The organism is Nocardioides luti (genome assembly GCF_014212315.1).
In the GTDB taxonomy this organism is placed as follows: domain Bacteria; phylum Actinomycetota; class Actinomycetes; order Propionibacteriales; family Nocardioidaceae; genus Nocardioides; species Nocardioides luti.
On record NZ_JACKXE010000001.1, the window covers coordinates 2,913,404 to 2,926,847 of the forward strand.

Here is a 13,444-nt window from a genome sequence, read left to right on the forward strand (position 1 = left end):
CCCCGCAGCCAGGAGCCCTCCGTGCCCCGAGTCGTCGTCGACGTCATGCCCAAGCCCGAGATCCTCGACCCGCAGGGCAAGGCGGTGCAGGGGGCGCTCCCTCGCCTCGGCTTCACCGGGGTCACCGACGTGCGCCAGGGCAAGCGCTTCGAGCTCGAGATCGCCGGCGAGGTGACCGAGGCCGTGCTGGCCGACGTGCACCGGATGGCCGAGACGCTGCTCTCCAACCCCGTCATCGAGAACTTCACCGTCCACGTGGAGCAGGACGCATGAAGGTCGGCGTCGTCACCTTCCCCGGCTCGCTCGACGACGTCGACGCGCAGCGGGCGGTCGGCTTCGGCGGCCACGACGCGGTCGCGCTCTGGCACGGCGACCACGACCTCAAGGGCGTCGACGCGGTCGTCCTGCCGGGCGGCTTCTCGTACGGCGACTACCTGCGCTGCGGTGCCATCTCCCGCTTCTCCCCGGTCATGACCGAGGTCATCGAGGCCGCGGGCCGGGGGATGCCGGTGCTCGGCATCTGCAACGGTTTCCAGATCCTCTGCGAGTCCCACCTGCTGCCCGGCGCGCTGATCCGCAACGACCACCGCAAGTTCGTCTGCCGCGACCAGCGGCTGCGCATCGAGAACACCCGTACGCCGTGGACCTCGGCTTACGCCGAGAACGCCGAGATCACCGTCGTCCTCAAGAACGGCGAGGGCGGGTTCGTGGCCGACGAGGCGACGCTGGACCGCCTCGAGGGGGAGGGCCAGGTCGTCGCGCGCTACCTCGACGTCAACCCGAACGGCTCGCTGCGCGACATCGCCGGCGTGACCAATGCCGCCGGCAACGTGGTCGGCCTGATGCCGCACCCCGAGCACGCGGTCGAGGACCTCACCGGCGCCGGGACCGACGGTCTCGGCTTCTTCACGAGCCTGGTCGAGCGGACCTTCGCGTGAGCCCGTCCATCCTCTTCCGCCGGGTCGCGATCGCGGAGGCCGTCACCTGGGCCCTGCTGCTGACCGGGATGTTCCTGAAGTACGTCACGAAGACCACCGAGCTCGGCGTCCAGGTCTTCGGGATGGTGCACGGCGTCGTCTTCATCGCCTATGGCCTGACCACCCTGCTCGTCGCCGCCGACCAGCGCTGGAGCGCCGGGCGCACCCTGCTGGGCCTCGCCTCGTCGATCCCGCCGTTCGCGACGGTGCTCTTCGACCGGTACGCCCAGAAGCGCGGTGCCTTGGGTGCGCAGTGGCGCCTGGTCGGCTCGGACCCGCAGTCCGCGCTGGACCGCCCCGTCGCCTGGCTGCTCCGCAACCCCGCGCGCGGGGCGCTCGCCGGGCTGGTCGCCGTCATCGCCCTGACCGGCGTGGCGCTGCTCGTCGGCCCGCCGGCCGGCGGCTGAGCGGTTCGATCAGCGGTTCCCCTCAGCGGAGACCGGCCCGGAGCGCCTTCCAGGTCGGACCCGCGACGACGCCGGAGACCTCGAGGCCCTGCCGCGACTGGTAGGCGCGCAGCGCCGTCGTGGTCGCCGCGGTGACGACGCCGGTGACGGACAGCTGGGCCTTCGGGCGGGCGGCGTTCAGCGCCCGCTGCACGCGGCGTACGTCGGGACCGGCCGAGCCGAACTTCAGCACCGGCTTCGCGCCGTCGGCCAGCAGCGACATCCAGTTGGGCTTGGTCCAGGTCTCGCCGACCTCGAAGCCGTGCTGCTCCTGCCAGGTGTTCGCCGCCGCGATGGTGGGGGCGGCGTAGGTGCCGTTGATCTTGCCGGCGTACAGCCCCTTCTCCTTGAGCAGGCACTGCAGCGCCTGGACCTGAGCCGGGTCGGCGGTCCGCGTCTCGGTGGCCGGCTTGAGTCGCAGGTACGCCGGGTGGTTGACGAGCACGCCCTTGCAGTGCGTCTCGGCGGGCGCGACCGAGCCCTGGCCGAGATCGAGGAAGTTGCGGTCGATGTTGATGCGGACGTTGCCCCACGTCTCGTCGTGGCCGCCCTGGTACTGCTTCACCCGGGCGTGCGGGTGCCAGCCGTCCTCGCGGATGTACGACGTCGACGTGTTCGCCTCGCCGTCCCAGCGCGCGATCCAGATCTGGTCCGGCAGCGCGAAGGTGCCGGGGCGGTCCACGCGGGCGTTGTCGAGCATCAGGATCCCCGAGCCGGCGCTGGAGTAGACGCCCGAGACGTAGCCCAGGCCGTGCAGCTTCGTGGTCCACGCGCTCAGGAAGCGCAGCGCCGACTCGCGGCAGCGGGTGTTGCCGAGGTCGAAGCCCTCGAGGTCGTACCAGAGCGTGCTGCCGGCCACGATGCCCAGCGCCTGGGCCGCGGCGACGGCGGAGACGGCCTCGGCCGTGCCCTGGTCGCGCGCCAGCTTGTAGCGGCCGTACTTGCCCGGCTTGGGGTTGATGGTCTCGTCGTCGCCGTACCGCGGGAAGCGCGGCTGGCACGAGGCCTGGGGGCCGAGCGTGATCGGCAGCAGCCGCCAGCCCTTGGCCAGCTGCGTGGTGACCCAGGTGGGCGTGAGGTTGGGCTGGTTGCGGCAGGCGCGCGAGTCGCCCGAGATGTAGATGCCGACCGCGAGGAACGGCGAGTGCGTGAGCCAGGCATCCATGGCGGACTGCGTCGGGGCCAGGCACTGGTCGAAGCCGTAGCCGGTGAAGTCGCCCGGGGTGACGACGTTGTCGTCGGCCACGGCGGGGCTCGCGGCGGCACCCAGACCCACGACGAGAACGGCGAGAAGGGTGCCGATCAGGCCGCGGAGGGTCCGGGGTGCCGGGCGGGACATCGGGGCTCCTGGGTGATGAGGTGGTGCCAGGGGAGTGGTGCGGCCGTGGCGCCAGGGAGGGGCGCCACGGGTCGTGCTCCGGGTGTTCCCGGATGGGAGTTCGGTCACCATAACCTCACGAGTCACACCCGTAACAGGCGTTCGCGGGAACTACAGATCTGTAATTCGGACGTTCCGCGGACGGGCGTCGAGGGCTGGTTGGACCGTGGGGAGATCGGCCACCGCGGCCGCGATCTGCTGGGGGGCGATCATGAGCGAGAGTGAGCGCTGGAGCACGGTGCCGGTCCTGGGACCGGTGGGGGAGCGGCACGAGGACCCGGTCGACGGGGGCCCGCCGTTCCCGAGCCCGGACGGGCGCTGGTGGTGGGACGGCCACACCTGGGTGCCGGCGCACCCGGACGCGGAACAGCCGGCCCCCGGGCTGGCGGAGGCCGGCTGAACCGGTCGGTCGTGGGCGCCGTCGGCGCCCGTGGAGGTCAGGCCGCCTCGGCGACCTCGAGCTCCGGGTCGAGGTGCGCGTCGAGCGCGGCCTCGGGGCGCGGACGGCGGGCGAGGCCGACCATCGCCGCGACGAACGCCAGGGCGGCAAAGGTCGCGGAGGTGAGGAAGGCCGCCCGCAGGCCGGGCACGAAGGCGCCGGGCACCGCGCCGGCGGCGTACACCGACACGATCGCGGCGACGCCGACCGCGCTGCCGAGCTGCTGCGTGGTCTGCAGCAGGCCGGACGCGGCGCCGGCGTGCTCGGGCTCGACGCCGCCGAGGACGGTCGCCGTGACCGGCATGAAGACGAACCCGGTCGCCAGGCCGGCGATCAGCATCGGGCCGAAGACCGCGGGCAGGTAGGTGTCGGTGGTGCCGATCGTGCTGAGCCACGCGTAGCCGGCAGCCATCGCGGCGGTCCCGAGCATGATCATCGTGCGGGCGCCGAGGCGACCCAGCAGCGACGGGGTCACCCGCGACATCGCGAAGATGCCGAGGCTGAACGGCAGGAACGCGACGCCGGACTCGAGCGGGCCGAAGCCGAGCACGCGCTGGACGTACTGCACGACCAGGAAGAACATCGACAGGTTCGCCCCGATGACCAGCGCCATCACGGCGAGGGCCACGACGCGCGGGCGGTTGCGGACCAGGGCGGGCCGGATCATCGGGTGCGGGTGACGGACCTCGGTGCGGGCGAGGACGGCCAGCAGCACGACGCCGAGGGCGAAGCCGCCGAGCGTGCGGGCGGAGAGCCAGCCGTGCTCCGGGGTGCCGATCAGCGCCCAGACGAGCGACACGGCGCCGAGGGTGGCGCTGAGCGCGCCGACGACGTCGAAGCGGCCGGCGCGGCGCCGGGTCTCGTCGACGAAGCGCGGGGCCAGGGCGATGACGGCGATGCCGAGCGGCACGTTGATGAAGAGCGTCCAGCGCCACGAGCCGACGTCGGTCAGCAGGCCGCCGATCAGCAGGCCGATCGACGCGCCGCCGGAGGAGACGGCGCCGAAGAGGGCGAAGGCCCGGTTGCGGGCGGCCTCGTCGGGTGCGCTCGTCGTGAGCAGGGCGAGCACGCTCGGCGCCGCGAGTGCGGCGCCGACGCCCTGCAGGGTGCGCGCCGCGACCAGCTGGCCAGGTGTCTGGGCGAGGCCGCCCAGGACGGAGGCGAGGGTGAAGACGCCCAGGCCGATCTCGAAGGCCTTGAGACGACCGAAGACGTCGCCGAGCCGGCCGCCGAGGAGCAGCAGGCCACCAAAGGCGAGGGTGTAGGCGTTGAGGATCCAGGACAGCGACGCGGGGCCGAAGCCGAGGTCGGCGTCGATGCGGGGGAGGGCGACGTTCACGACGGTCGCGTCGAGCACCAGCATCAGCTGGGCGACGAGGACGATCGCGATGCCGGTCGCGGCGCGGCCGGCATCCGGGGGGAGGTCGGTGGGGGCGGCGGTGCGCCCGGTGGTGCTGGTGGTGGAGGTCATGGTGTCGGACATGAGGAGAGTCCTGTTCTGGCTGGTGGGACCGGTGTACCGTGTGATGTGGAGATCGACTCCGGTTGACGTCCACCACCATACGGAGACAGTCTCCGGTTAGCAAGTGGAGACCCGCGACTTTCTGGAAGGACCTGCTGTGCGTGCCGATGCCAAGCGCAACTACGACCGGATCATCGAGGTCGCGCGCGAGGTCTTCCGCGAGCAGGGGTACGACGCGTCGCTCGACGAGGTCGCCAAGCGTGCGGGCGTCGGTCCGGGCACGCTCTACCGCCACTTCCCGCGCCGCGAGAACCTCATCGACGCGATCATGCAGAGCTGGGTCGACCGGGTCACCGAGGCCGCCGACAAGGCGCTCGCGCACGAGGGCCCGCCGCGGGCGCTGCTGGTCGCGTGGTTCGAGGCGTACGTCGCGCTGATCAGCCTGCACAAGGGCGGCCCGGCCAAGATCACCTGCGCGATCGAGGACCCCGAGTCCCCGATCCGCACCAAATGCCAGACCCTCACCGCCGCCACCGACCGCGTCGTCCAACGGCTCGAGGCCGAGGGGGCGCTGCGCCCCGGTGTCGACGCCGTCCAGATGTGCCGGCTCGTCGGCGGCGTCGCCACCGTGGCCGACCAGGGCAACCTGGACCCCGCCGCGGTGGGTCCGCTGCTGGGTGTCGTGGCCGACGGCATGCTGGTCTGAGGCTGCTGGATTCCCCGGATATCCGGGGAAGTTGGCTCTTTCCGGGTGTTGCAACACCCGGAAAGTGACAGGTTCCCCCGGAAGGTCCGGCGTCCGTGCCCGGCGCCGGGGCGGGCCGCGAGGTGGGACGCCGGTAGATTGACGCCGTGCCCGAGACCCCCCGCATCGCCGCCCTGGACACCGTCGCCACCGCCACCGAGGACGCCGGCCGCGAGCAGCCGTGGGCCGACCTCGGGCTGAAGGCCGACGAGTACCAGCAGATCCGCCAGATCCTCGGACGTCGTCCCACCAGCTCCGAGCTGGCGATGTACTCCGTCATGTGGAGCGAGCACTGCTCCTACAAGTCCTCCAAGGTGCACCTCAAGCAGTTCTCCGAGATCCCCCAGGAGACCCCGGTCGGCAAGATGCTGGCCGGCATCGGCGAGAACGCCGGCGTCCTGGACATCGGTCAGGGCTACGCGGTCACGTTCAAGGTCGAGTCGCACAACCACCCGTCGTACGTCGAGCCCTACCAGGGCGCCGCGACCGGCGTGGGCGGCATCGTCCGCGACATCCTCGCGATGGGCGCGCGCCCGGTGGCCGTCATGGACCCGCTCCGCTTCGGCCCGCTCGACGCCGACGACACGCACCGGGTGCTGCCCGGGATCGTGGCCGGCGTGGGCGGCTACGGCAACTGCCTGGGCCTGCCGAACATCGGCGGCGAGGCGGTCTTCGACGAGACCTACCTCGGCAACCCGCTCGTCAACGCGCTCTGCATCGGCGTGCTGCGCCACGAGGACCTGCACCTCGCGAAGGCGTCCGGCGCCGGCAACCAGGTGATCCTGTACGGCGCCCGCACGGGCGGCGACGGCATCGGCGGCGTCTCCGTGCTCGCCTCCGAGACCTTCGACGCGGACGGTCCTGCCAAGCGGCCCAGCGTGCAGGTCGGCGACCCCTTCATGGAGAAGCTGCTCATCGAGTGCACGCTCGAGATTTTCGCCGCCGGCCTGGTCGCCGGCATCCAGGACCTCGGCGGCGCCGGGCTCTCCTGCGCGACGTCCGAGCTGGCCTCGGCCGGCGACGGCGGCATGCACGTCGAGCTCGACAAGGTCCCGCTGCGCGACTCAACCCTCGCGCCCGAGGAGATCCTGATGAGCGAGTCGCAGGAGCGGATGATGGCCGTCGTCGAGCCCGACGACGTCGCCGCGTTCCTCGCGATCTGCGCCAAGTGGGAGGTCGAGGCGGTCGTCATCGGCGAGGTCACCGACACCGGCCGGCTGCACATCGACTGGCACGGCGAGCGGGTCGTCGACGTCCCGCCGCGCTCCGTGGCGCACGACGGGCCGACGTACCACCGCCCGTTCGCCCGCCCCGCCTGGCAGGACGCGCTGCAGGCCGACGCTGCCGAGGCGCTCGCGCGCCCGTCCACCGGCGACGAGCTGCGCGACACGCTGCTGCGGCTGGTCGCCTCGCCGAACCTCTGCGACAAGTCGTGGATCACCGACCAGTACGACCGCTACGTCCGCGGCGACACGGTCCTCTCCCAGCCGTCGGACAGCGGCATGATCCGCGTCGACGACCGGACCAACCTCGGCGTCTCGGTGTCCACGGACTGCAACGGCCGGTTCGCCAAGCTCGACCCCTACACGGGCGCGCAGCTCGCGCTGGCCGAGTCCTACCGCAACGTCGCCACCGGGGGCGCGGTGCCGCTCGCGATCTCGGACTGCCTGAACTTCGGCTCGCCCGAGGACCCCGACGTGATGTGGCAGTTCGCCGAGGCCTGCCGTGGCCTCAAGGACGCCTGCCTCGAGCTCGGGATCCCGGTCACCGGCGGCAACGTCAGCCTCTACAACCAGACGGGCGAGACCGCGATCCTGCCCACGCCGGTCGTCGCCGTGCTCGGCGTCATCGAGGACGTCACCCGGCGTACGCCGTCGGCCTGGTCGGCCGCGGGCGAGACCGTGGTGCTGCTCGGCGAGAGCCGCGAGGAGCTGTCCGGCTCCGAGTGGGCCCACGTCGTGCACGGCCACCTCGGCGGCCTCCCGCCGCGCGTCGACCTGGCGGCCGAGCGGTCGCTGGCCGAGCTGCTGCACGAGGCCGTCGGCCTGGTGACCAGCGCCCACGACCTCTCCGACGGCGGGCTCGCCCAGACCCTCGCCGAGGCCGGGATGCGCCACGACGTCGGCGTGTCGGTGCGCCTGCCCGGGGACGCGTTCCTCGGGCTGTTCGCCGAGTCCGCGGCGCGGTGCGTCGTGACCGTGGCCCCCGGTGACCTCGAGCGGCTCACCGCCCTCGCGGCCCGCCACGAGGTGCCCCTCGCGGTGCTCGGGGAGACCGGCGGCAGCGACCTGGTCGTGGAGGGCGAGTTCTCGGTGCCGCTGGCCGAGGTCCGGGCCGCCTGGACCGCCACGCTGCCCGCCGTGCTGGGCTGAGCGTCGGGTGCGCCGGCGTACGTTCCTGACGATGCCGGGCCTCGGCCTGCTCGGTGCCGTGCTCGTGCCCGCCCTGGCCGCCTGCGAGGAGGACCGAGGACCCGTGACGAAACCATCCGGCGGCAAGATCGCCTACGGCACCGACGCGAGCCAGTTCGGTGAGCTCTACCTGCCCGAGGGGACGCCGCGCGGCGTGGTCGTGGTGATCCACGGCGGCTTCTGGAAGTCGGAGTACGACCTCACCCTCGGCGCCCCGCTGGCGACCAGCCTCGCCAAGGAAGGCTGGGCGGCGTGGAACCTGGAGTACCGCCGCGTCGGCGGTGCGCCCGGCGCCGGCGGTGGCGGGGGAGACCCCGAGACCTTCGACGACATCGCGGCCGGGATCGACAAGCTGGCCGACCTCGACCTGGACCTCGCGACGGTCGTGACCCTCGGGCACTCCGCCGGCGGCCACCTCGCCACCTGGGCCGCCTCGCGCGGTCGCGACGACCGGTGGGCCGGCGGCGTCGACGTCACCGCCGTGATCTCGCAGGCCGGCGTGCTGGACCTGCGGACGGCGTACGACGACGGGCTGGGCGCCGGCGCCGTCGAGGCGTTCCTCGGCCACGCCCCCGGACCGGCCGACGCGATCCTCGACCCCCAGCAGCAGATCCCCCTCGACGTCCCGGTCTGGTGCGTGCACGGCACCGACGACCCGATCGTGCCGATCAGCCAGTCGCAGGACTACGTCGCCGCGGCCACCGACGCCGGAGCGAAGGCCGAGATGGTCGAGGTCGAGGGCGACCACTTCGTCGTCATCGACGCCACCTCGCCGGCGTGGACGAAGACGCTGGCCGTGCTCGACCAGCTGGGGTGACGTCGGAGCATTTTCCGGGATTGGTCGGAAACTGCAGGTCTGCGGGGGGTCGGAACCTGCGGTTTGGTCACCAACCGTGACCCCGATTTCAGGTTTGGTCAGAAACCGCAGGTCGAAGGCCCTGTTGGCTGCGGTTTCTGACCAAACCTGAAACGGCCGCGACGATCGGTCACGAACCGCAGGCCCCGAAGGCCCGCAATCGTGCGGTTGGTGACCAAACCGCAGATCCGGCCGCCGCGAGCAAGCCACGAGCGGCCGCGAGCAAGCCGCGAGCAGCCGCGAGCCCCCGCCCCGAGCCCCCGTCACCGCACGTGCATCCGCTCCCCCTGGGGACCGTAGAGCGCCAGGATCTCGGCGGGGTGGGGGCCGGGGTTGGTGAGGCAGTGGGGGGTCCGGGTGTCGAACTCGACGACCTCGCCGGGGCCGAGCAGCAGGTCCCGGTCGCCGAGCAGCAGCCGGATCCGGCCGGACAGGACGTAGGCCCACTCGTACCCCTCGTGCGTGCGCAGCGCGGGCAGCGGGCCGGTCCAGGGCGGGATGATCTGCTTGTAGGCCTGCAGTCCGCCCGGACGCCGCGTCAGCGGCAGGAACGTCATGCCGTGCCGGACGACCGGCTTCGCGTGGATGCGCGGGTCGCCGGTCTCGGGGGCGTCGACGAGCTCGTCGAGTGGCACCTGGTGGGCGCGCGCCAGCGGCAGCAGCAGCTCCAGGGTCGGCTTGCGCTGGCCGGCCTCGAGCCGCGACAGCGTGCTGACCGAGATGCCGGTCGACGCCGACAGCTCGGCCAGCGTCGCGCCGCGCTCCAGCCGCAGGGCCCGCAGCCGACCGCCCACCGCACCCAGGACGTCCTGGAAGTCGCTCATGACCGACAGTTTGCCAGTTCGGCAACAGAAGTTGTCAAGACGGCGACAGGCTCCGCACACTCGACGCATGACACAGCACGAGCACGGACAGCCCGCCCAGACCGAGCGGCACGACCAGACCGAGCAGCACGAGACGTACGACGTGGTCGTGATCGGCGGCGGGGCCGCCGGCCTCAGCGGGGCCGTCGCGCTGGCCAGGTCGCGCCGACGGGTGCTGGTGGTCGACGCCGGCGAGCCGCGCAACGCCCCGGCGGCCGGGGTGCACAACTACCTCGGCCGGGAGGGGGTGAGCCCCGCGGAGCTGCTCGCGACCGGTCGCGCCGAGCTGGCGTCGTACGGCGGGGAGGTCCGCGCGTCCCGGGTCGACGCCGTGCGTGCGTGGGACCGCGACGGGACCGGCTTCGTCGTGACCCTCGCGGACGGGGCCGAGCTGGCCGCGCGGCGGCTGCTGGTGGCGACCGGGCTCGTCGACGAGCTGCCCGACCTGCCCGGGCTCGCGGAGCGGTGGGGCCGCGACGTGCTGCACTGCCCGTACTGCCACGGCTTCGAGGTCCGCGACCGGGCCATCGGCATCCTCTGGCGCGGCCCGGCCTCCCTGCACCACGCGCTGATGTTCCGCCAGCTGAGCGACGACGTCGTGGTGCTCCTCGACGGCCACGCGGCGCCCGAGGGGGAGGTGGCCGAGCAGCTGGCGGCGTTCGGGGTCCGCGTCGTCGCGGGCTCGGTCGCGGAGGTCGTCGTCGAGGACGACCGGCTGACCGGCGTGCGGCTCGCGGACGGGGAGGTCGTCGCGCGCGACGCGCTCGTGGTCGCCCCGCGGTTCACCGCCCGCTCACCGCTGCTCGAGTCGCTCGGCGTCGAGCCGGTCGACCAGCTGATGGGCGACACGGTGGTCGGCAGCCACTACCCCCACCAGGACCCGTCCGGCACCACCTCGGTGCCCGGCGTCTGGGTCGCCGGCAACGTCACCGAGCTGATGGCGCAGGTGATGGCGTCGGCCGCGGCGGGGCTGATGGCCGGGGCGCGGATCAACTACGACCTGATCGAGGAGGACGCCGCGGTCGCGGTCGAGCACCGGCGCGCGCTGCTGGCGATGTTCGACCAGGCCAGCTGGGAGGAGCGGTACGCCGCCGGGTCCGCCATCTGGAGCGGCAACCCGAACCCCCAGCTCGTCGCGGAGGCGTCGGGCCTCGCGCCGGGCCGCGCCCTGGACATCGGGTCCGGGGAGGGCGCCGACGTGCTCTGGCTGGCCGGGCAGGGCTGGCAGGTGACCGGGCTGGACTTCTCGCAGGTCGCCCTCGACCGGAGCGCTGCGCACGCCGCGGCCGCCGGGGCGGAGGTCGCGGACCGCTGCACCTGGCGACAGGCCGACCTGCGCGCCTGGGTGCCGGGGGCGGGCGACCTGGCGGCGTACGACCTGGTGACCTCGCAGTTCTTCCACCTCCCCGACCGCGGCATGCTCGAGCTGGTGCCGCGGCTCGCCGAGACGGTCGCACCCGGGGGGACGCTGCTGGTCGTCGGCCACCACCCGTCCGACCTCCACGGGGGTCACCGGTGGGGCGCCGTGGACATGATGTTCACGCCCGAGGATCTGGTGCCGCTGCTCGACCCCGGCGTCTGGGAGGTCGAGGTGGCCGAGACGCGGGCGCGGCAGGTCCCCGCCCACGGGGACGCGGACGGGGACGCCCACGAGGACGCGCACGCCCACGACACCGTCCACGACGCGGTGCTGCGGGCGCGCCGCCGCTGACGGAGGGGCCCTCAGTGCGGCAGGGCGGCGCCGTGACCGAGGCCGGCGTCGACGTAGGCGTCGTACAGCGGCTGCCAGTCCGTGTCCTCGGGTGCGGGCGCGGCCGCGCCCAGGACGGCGGGGACCCGGGCCAGGCACACGTGCCAGCCGGCGGCGTTCATGGCCTGGGTGTCGGCCGCGGACAGCAGGTCCAGCAGCTCGAACCGGCAGCCACCCTCGACCTCCTCCAAGGTGAAGCGCAGCTCGTTGCCGCCCCAGGTGAAGGCGCAGTGCCGCGGCGGCTCCCAGGTCAGCAGCGTGCCCGTGACGTCCTCGGCGAAGGGGTCGCCGGTGAAGCGCATCGACGAGCCGACCCGGGGCTCGTAGTGCACCTGGGACGGGAACCAGTGCGGCATCTCGGCCGGGTCGGTGACCGCCCGCCAGACCCGCTCGACGGGATGCGGGTAGGTGCGCACGAAGCGCACGGCGCTGCGGCCGTCGATCTCGACGGACGTGCCACGGTCGTCGCCGAGACGCAGCCGGCTGGTGTGGTCGGTCATGGGTGCTCCTCCAGGTGGTGACCGAGACGGTCGAGGCTGTCGTTCCAGAGCTGCCGGTACGGCGCGAGCCAGGCATCGAGCTCCGCGATCGGTGCCGGGTCGATCGAGTACACGCGTCGCTGCGCCTCCTTGCGGACCCGGACCAGCCCGGCGTCGCGCAGCACCCGCAGGTGCTTGCTGGCCTGCGGCTGGGTGAGGCGCAGGCGCTCGACGATCTCGCCGACCGACTGCTCGTGGTCGAGCAGGGCGTCGAGCACGGCTCGTCGGTGCGGGTCGTGCAGTGCGGTCCAGGTGTCGTTCACGACGATGAATATGCCGTCACATGTATATGCGTGTCAAGGCATGTATGGCGTCAGGCGACCGGCACCGACGCGGGCGTGGCCTCGGCCACCCACTGCGCCGGCCGCGGGACGGCGCGCACGTGCCGGCTCAGCGTCGGGATCAGCGCGACCAGGGCGGTGAGCCCGCCGAGCACCGCCATCGCGCGGCCGCCGCCGAGGCCGCTCAGCAGCGCGCCGGCGAGCAGGGGGGCCAGCGGCATCGCGGACATCGAGACGAACTGCATCGTCGACTGCAGCCGCCCCTGCAGGGCGTCGGGGGTGATCGCGATCCGGTAGGACCCGACGCCCGCGTTGCCGGCCGGGTTCAGGAACAGCCCGACGCCGAGCGCCGCCGCGACGACGGCGGGTTGGTTCCACAGGGCCAGCGGCACCAGCAGCGGGACGAAGCTCCAGGCGCAGGCGATCGTCAGCCAGCCGGTGGGCAGCCGGTCGATGATCCAGGGCGCGGCGATCGCGCCGAGGATCCCGGAGACGCCGGCGGCCGTCGAGACCAGGCCGATCTGGACGGGCGGGAAGCCGTCCTGGACCAGGCGCAGGATCGCGACGAAGAAGAGCGCGTTGATGACGAGGTTGGTCAGCGGCGACCAGATCAGCAGCACCCGGAAGAACGGCCGCGACCACGTGTAGCGCAGTCCCTCGGCGATGTCGTGGCGGGCCCGGCGGCGGGGCCCGGTCGCGACCGGGGCCGACAGGTCGGTCCGGATCCGGCCGAGCAGCACGAAGGACACGGCGTACGACACCGCGTCCGCGACGAAGGGCAGCCAGCGCGTCGCGCCGTACAGCAGCCCGCCCAGCGGCGCCCCGACCAGCGCGGCGACGTGCTGGCGGGCCTGGTTCTGGCTCAGCGCCGTCGGCAGGTCCTCGGTCGGGACCACGGTGCGGACGGCGGACGTCTCGGCGGGGGAGAAGGCGCCGGTCGCGATCCCGGTGAGCAGCGCGACCACGAGCAGGTGCGGCAGCGTGAGCCCGCCGGTGACGCCCGCGACGGCGAGGGAGCCGTAGAGCAGCACCCCGGCGCCGCTCGAGACCCGCATCAGCCGGCGGCGGTCCACGCGGTCGGCCAGCACCCCGGCCGGCAGCAGCGCGCCGACCAGGCCCAGCAGGTGCAGCGCCTCGGCGGCGGCCGCGGCCAGGGGCGAGCCGGTCAGGTGGAAGGTCAGCAGGGGGAAGACGAACATGCTGACCGAGCTGCCCAGCTCGGAGACCGTCTGGCCGATCCAGAGCACGGTGAAGTCGTGGTTGCGGGCGAGGGTGCGGTAGCCGGTCATGATCCGCA

The 13,444-nt window shown here is 73.1% G+C and carries 14 protein-coding genes; 8 read left to right on the top strand and 6 right to left on the bottom strand.

The window, feature by feature from the left end; translation table 11 throughout:
* Positions 1-21: 21 nt before the first annotated feature.
* The 3 genes from purS to H5V45_RS13825 are packed head-to-tail and all read left to right on the top strand — an operon-like array spanning position 22 to position 1,384.
* Entirely contained in the window at positions 22-273 is a 252-nt protein-coding gene (purS, locus tag H5V45_RS13815; protein ID WP_185253461.1) for a phosphoribosylformylglycinamidine synthase subunit PurS, read from the top strand.
* Entirely contained in the window at positions 270-938 is a 669-nt protein-coding gene (purQ, locus tag H5V45_RS13820) for a phosphoribosylformylglycinamidine synthase subunit PurQ (protein WP_185253462.1), read from the top strand. Before purS ends, purQ begins: the two co-directional genes overlap by 4 nt.
* Complete coding sequence (locus H5V45_RS13825) at positions 935-1,384, top strand: DUF3817 domain-containing protein (protein WP_185253463.1); 450 nt, start codon at positions 935-937, stop codon at positions 1,382-1,384. Before purQ ends, H5V45_RS13825 begins: the two co-directional genes overlap by 4 nt.
* A gap of 22 nt (positions 1,385-1,406) precedes the next feature.
* On the opposite strand, the gene H5V45_RS13830 is transcribed toward H5V45_RS13825, so the two are convergent.
* On the bottom strand, positions 1,407-2,762 hold the full coding sequence (locus tag H5V45_RS13830) for a glycoside hydrolase domain-containing protein (protein ID WP_185253464.1): 1,356 nt from the start codon (positions 2,760-2,762) through the stop codon (positions 1,407-1,409).
* 250 nt (positions 2,763-3,012) lie between these two features.
* Between H5V45_RS13830 and H5V45_RS13835 the strand changes: the two genes are divergently transcribed.
* A complete protein-coding gene (locus H5V45_RS13835) occupies positions 3,013-3,201 on the top strand; it encodes a hypothetical protein (protein ID WP_185253465.1) in 189 nt (62 codons plus the stop codon).
* 37 nt (positions 3,202-3,238) lie between these two features.
* Here H5V45_RS13835 and H5V45_RS13840 read toward each other — a convergent pair whose 3' ends face one another.
* On the bottom strand, positions 3,239-4,723 hold the full coding sequence (locus H5V45_RS13840; RefSeq protein ID WP_246415905.1) for an MFS transporter: 1,485 nt from the start codon (positions 4,721-4,723) through the stop codon (positions 3,239-3,241).
* A gap of 136 nt (positions 4,724-4,859) precedes the next feature.
* Between H5V45_RS13840 and H5V45_RS13845 the strand changes: the two genes are divergently transcribed.
* The 3 genes from H5V45_RS13845 to H5V45_RS13855 all read left to right on the top strand — a co-directional run bounded on the left by H5V45_RS13845 (position 4,860) and on the right by H5V45_RS13855 (position 8,675).
* A complete protein-coding gene (locus H5V45_RS13845) occupies positions 4,860-5,408 on the top strand; it encodes a TetR family transcriptional regulator (protein ID WP_185253466.1) in 549 nt (182 codons plus the stop codon).
* Between the two features lie 146 nt (positions 5,409-5,554).
* A complete protein-coding gene (purL, locus tag H5V45_RS13850) occupies positions 5,555-7,819 on the top strand; it encodes a phosphoribosylformylglycinamidine synthase subunit PurL (RefSeq protein WP_425491439.1) in 2,265 nt (754 codons plus the stop codon).
* A gap of 31 nt (positions 7,820-7,850) precedes the next feature.
* Positions 7,851-8,675: an alpha/beta hydrolase gene (locus H5V45_RS13855; protein ID WP_185253467.1), complete on the top strand. Its 825-nt coding sequence runs from the start codon at positions 7,851-7,853 to the stop codon at positions 8,673-8,675.
* Positions 8,676-8,977: 302 nt separating this feature from the next.
* On the opposite strand, the gene H5V45_RS13860 is transcribed toward H5V45_RS13855, so the two are convergent.
* Entirely contained in the window at positions 8,978-9,538 is a 561-nt protein-coding gene (locus H5V45_RS13860) for a helix-turn-helix domain-containing protein (protein ID WP_185253468.1), read from the bottom strand.
* Positions 9,539-9,605: 67 nt separating this feature from the next.
* Between H5V45_RS13860 and H5V45_RS13865 the strand changes: the two genes are divergently transcribed.
* Positions 9,606-11,288 (top strand): bifunctional NAD(P)/FAD-dependent oxidoreductase/class I SAM-dependent methyltransferase, encoded by a 1,683-nt coding sequence (locus tag H5V45_RS13865; protein WP_185253469.1) that lies wholly within the window; start codon positions 9,606-9,608, stop codon positions 11,286-11,288.
* A gap of 11 nt (positions 11,289-11,299) precedes the next feature.
* Here H5V45_RS13865 and H5V45_RS13870 read toward each other — a convergent pair whose 3' ends face one another.
* Genes H5V45_RS13870 through H5V45_RS13880 form a run of 3 tightly spaced genes read right to left on the bottom strand, consistent with a single transcriptional unit; the run spans position 11,300 to position 13,436 of the window.
* On the bottom strand, positions 11,300-11,827 hold the full coding sequence (locus H5V45_RS13870; protein WP_185253470.1) for an SRPBCC family protein: 528 nt from the start codon (positions 11,825-11,827) through the stop codon (positions 11,300-11,302).
* Positions 11,824-12,129, bottom strand: coding sequence for a metalloregulator ArsR/SmtB family transcription factor (locus H5V45_RS13875; RefSeq protein ID WP_185253471.1), 306 nt, complete (start codon positions 12,127-12,129; stop codon positions 11,824-11,826). Before H5V45_RS13875 ends, H5V45_RS13870 begins: the two co-directional genes overlap by 4 nt.
* Before the next feature lie 50 nt (positions 12,130-12,179).
* Positions 12,180-13,436: an MFS transporter gene (locus tag H5V45_RS13880; RefSeq protein WP_185253472.1), complete on the bottom strand. Its 1,257-nt coding sequence runs from the start codon at positions 13,434-13,436 to the stop codon at positions 12,180-12,182.
* Positions 13,437-13,444 lie beyond the last annotated feature (8 nt).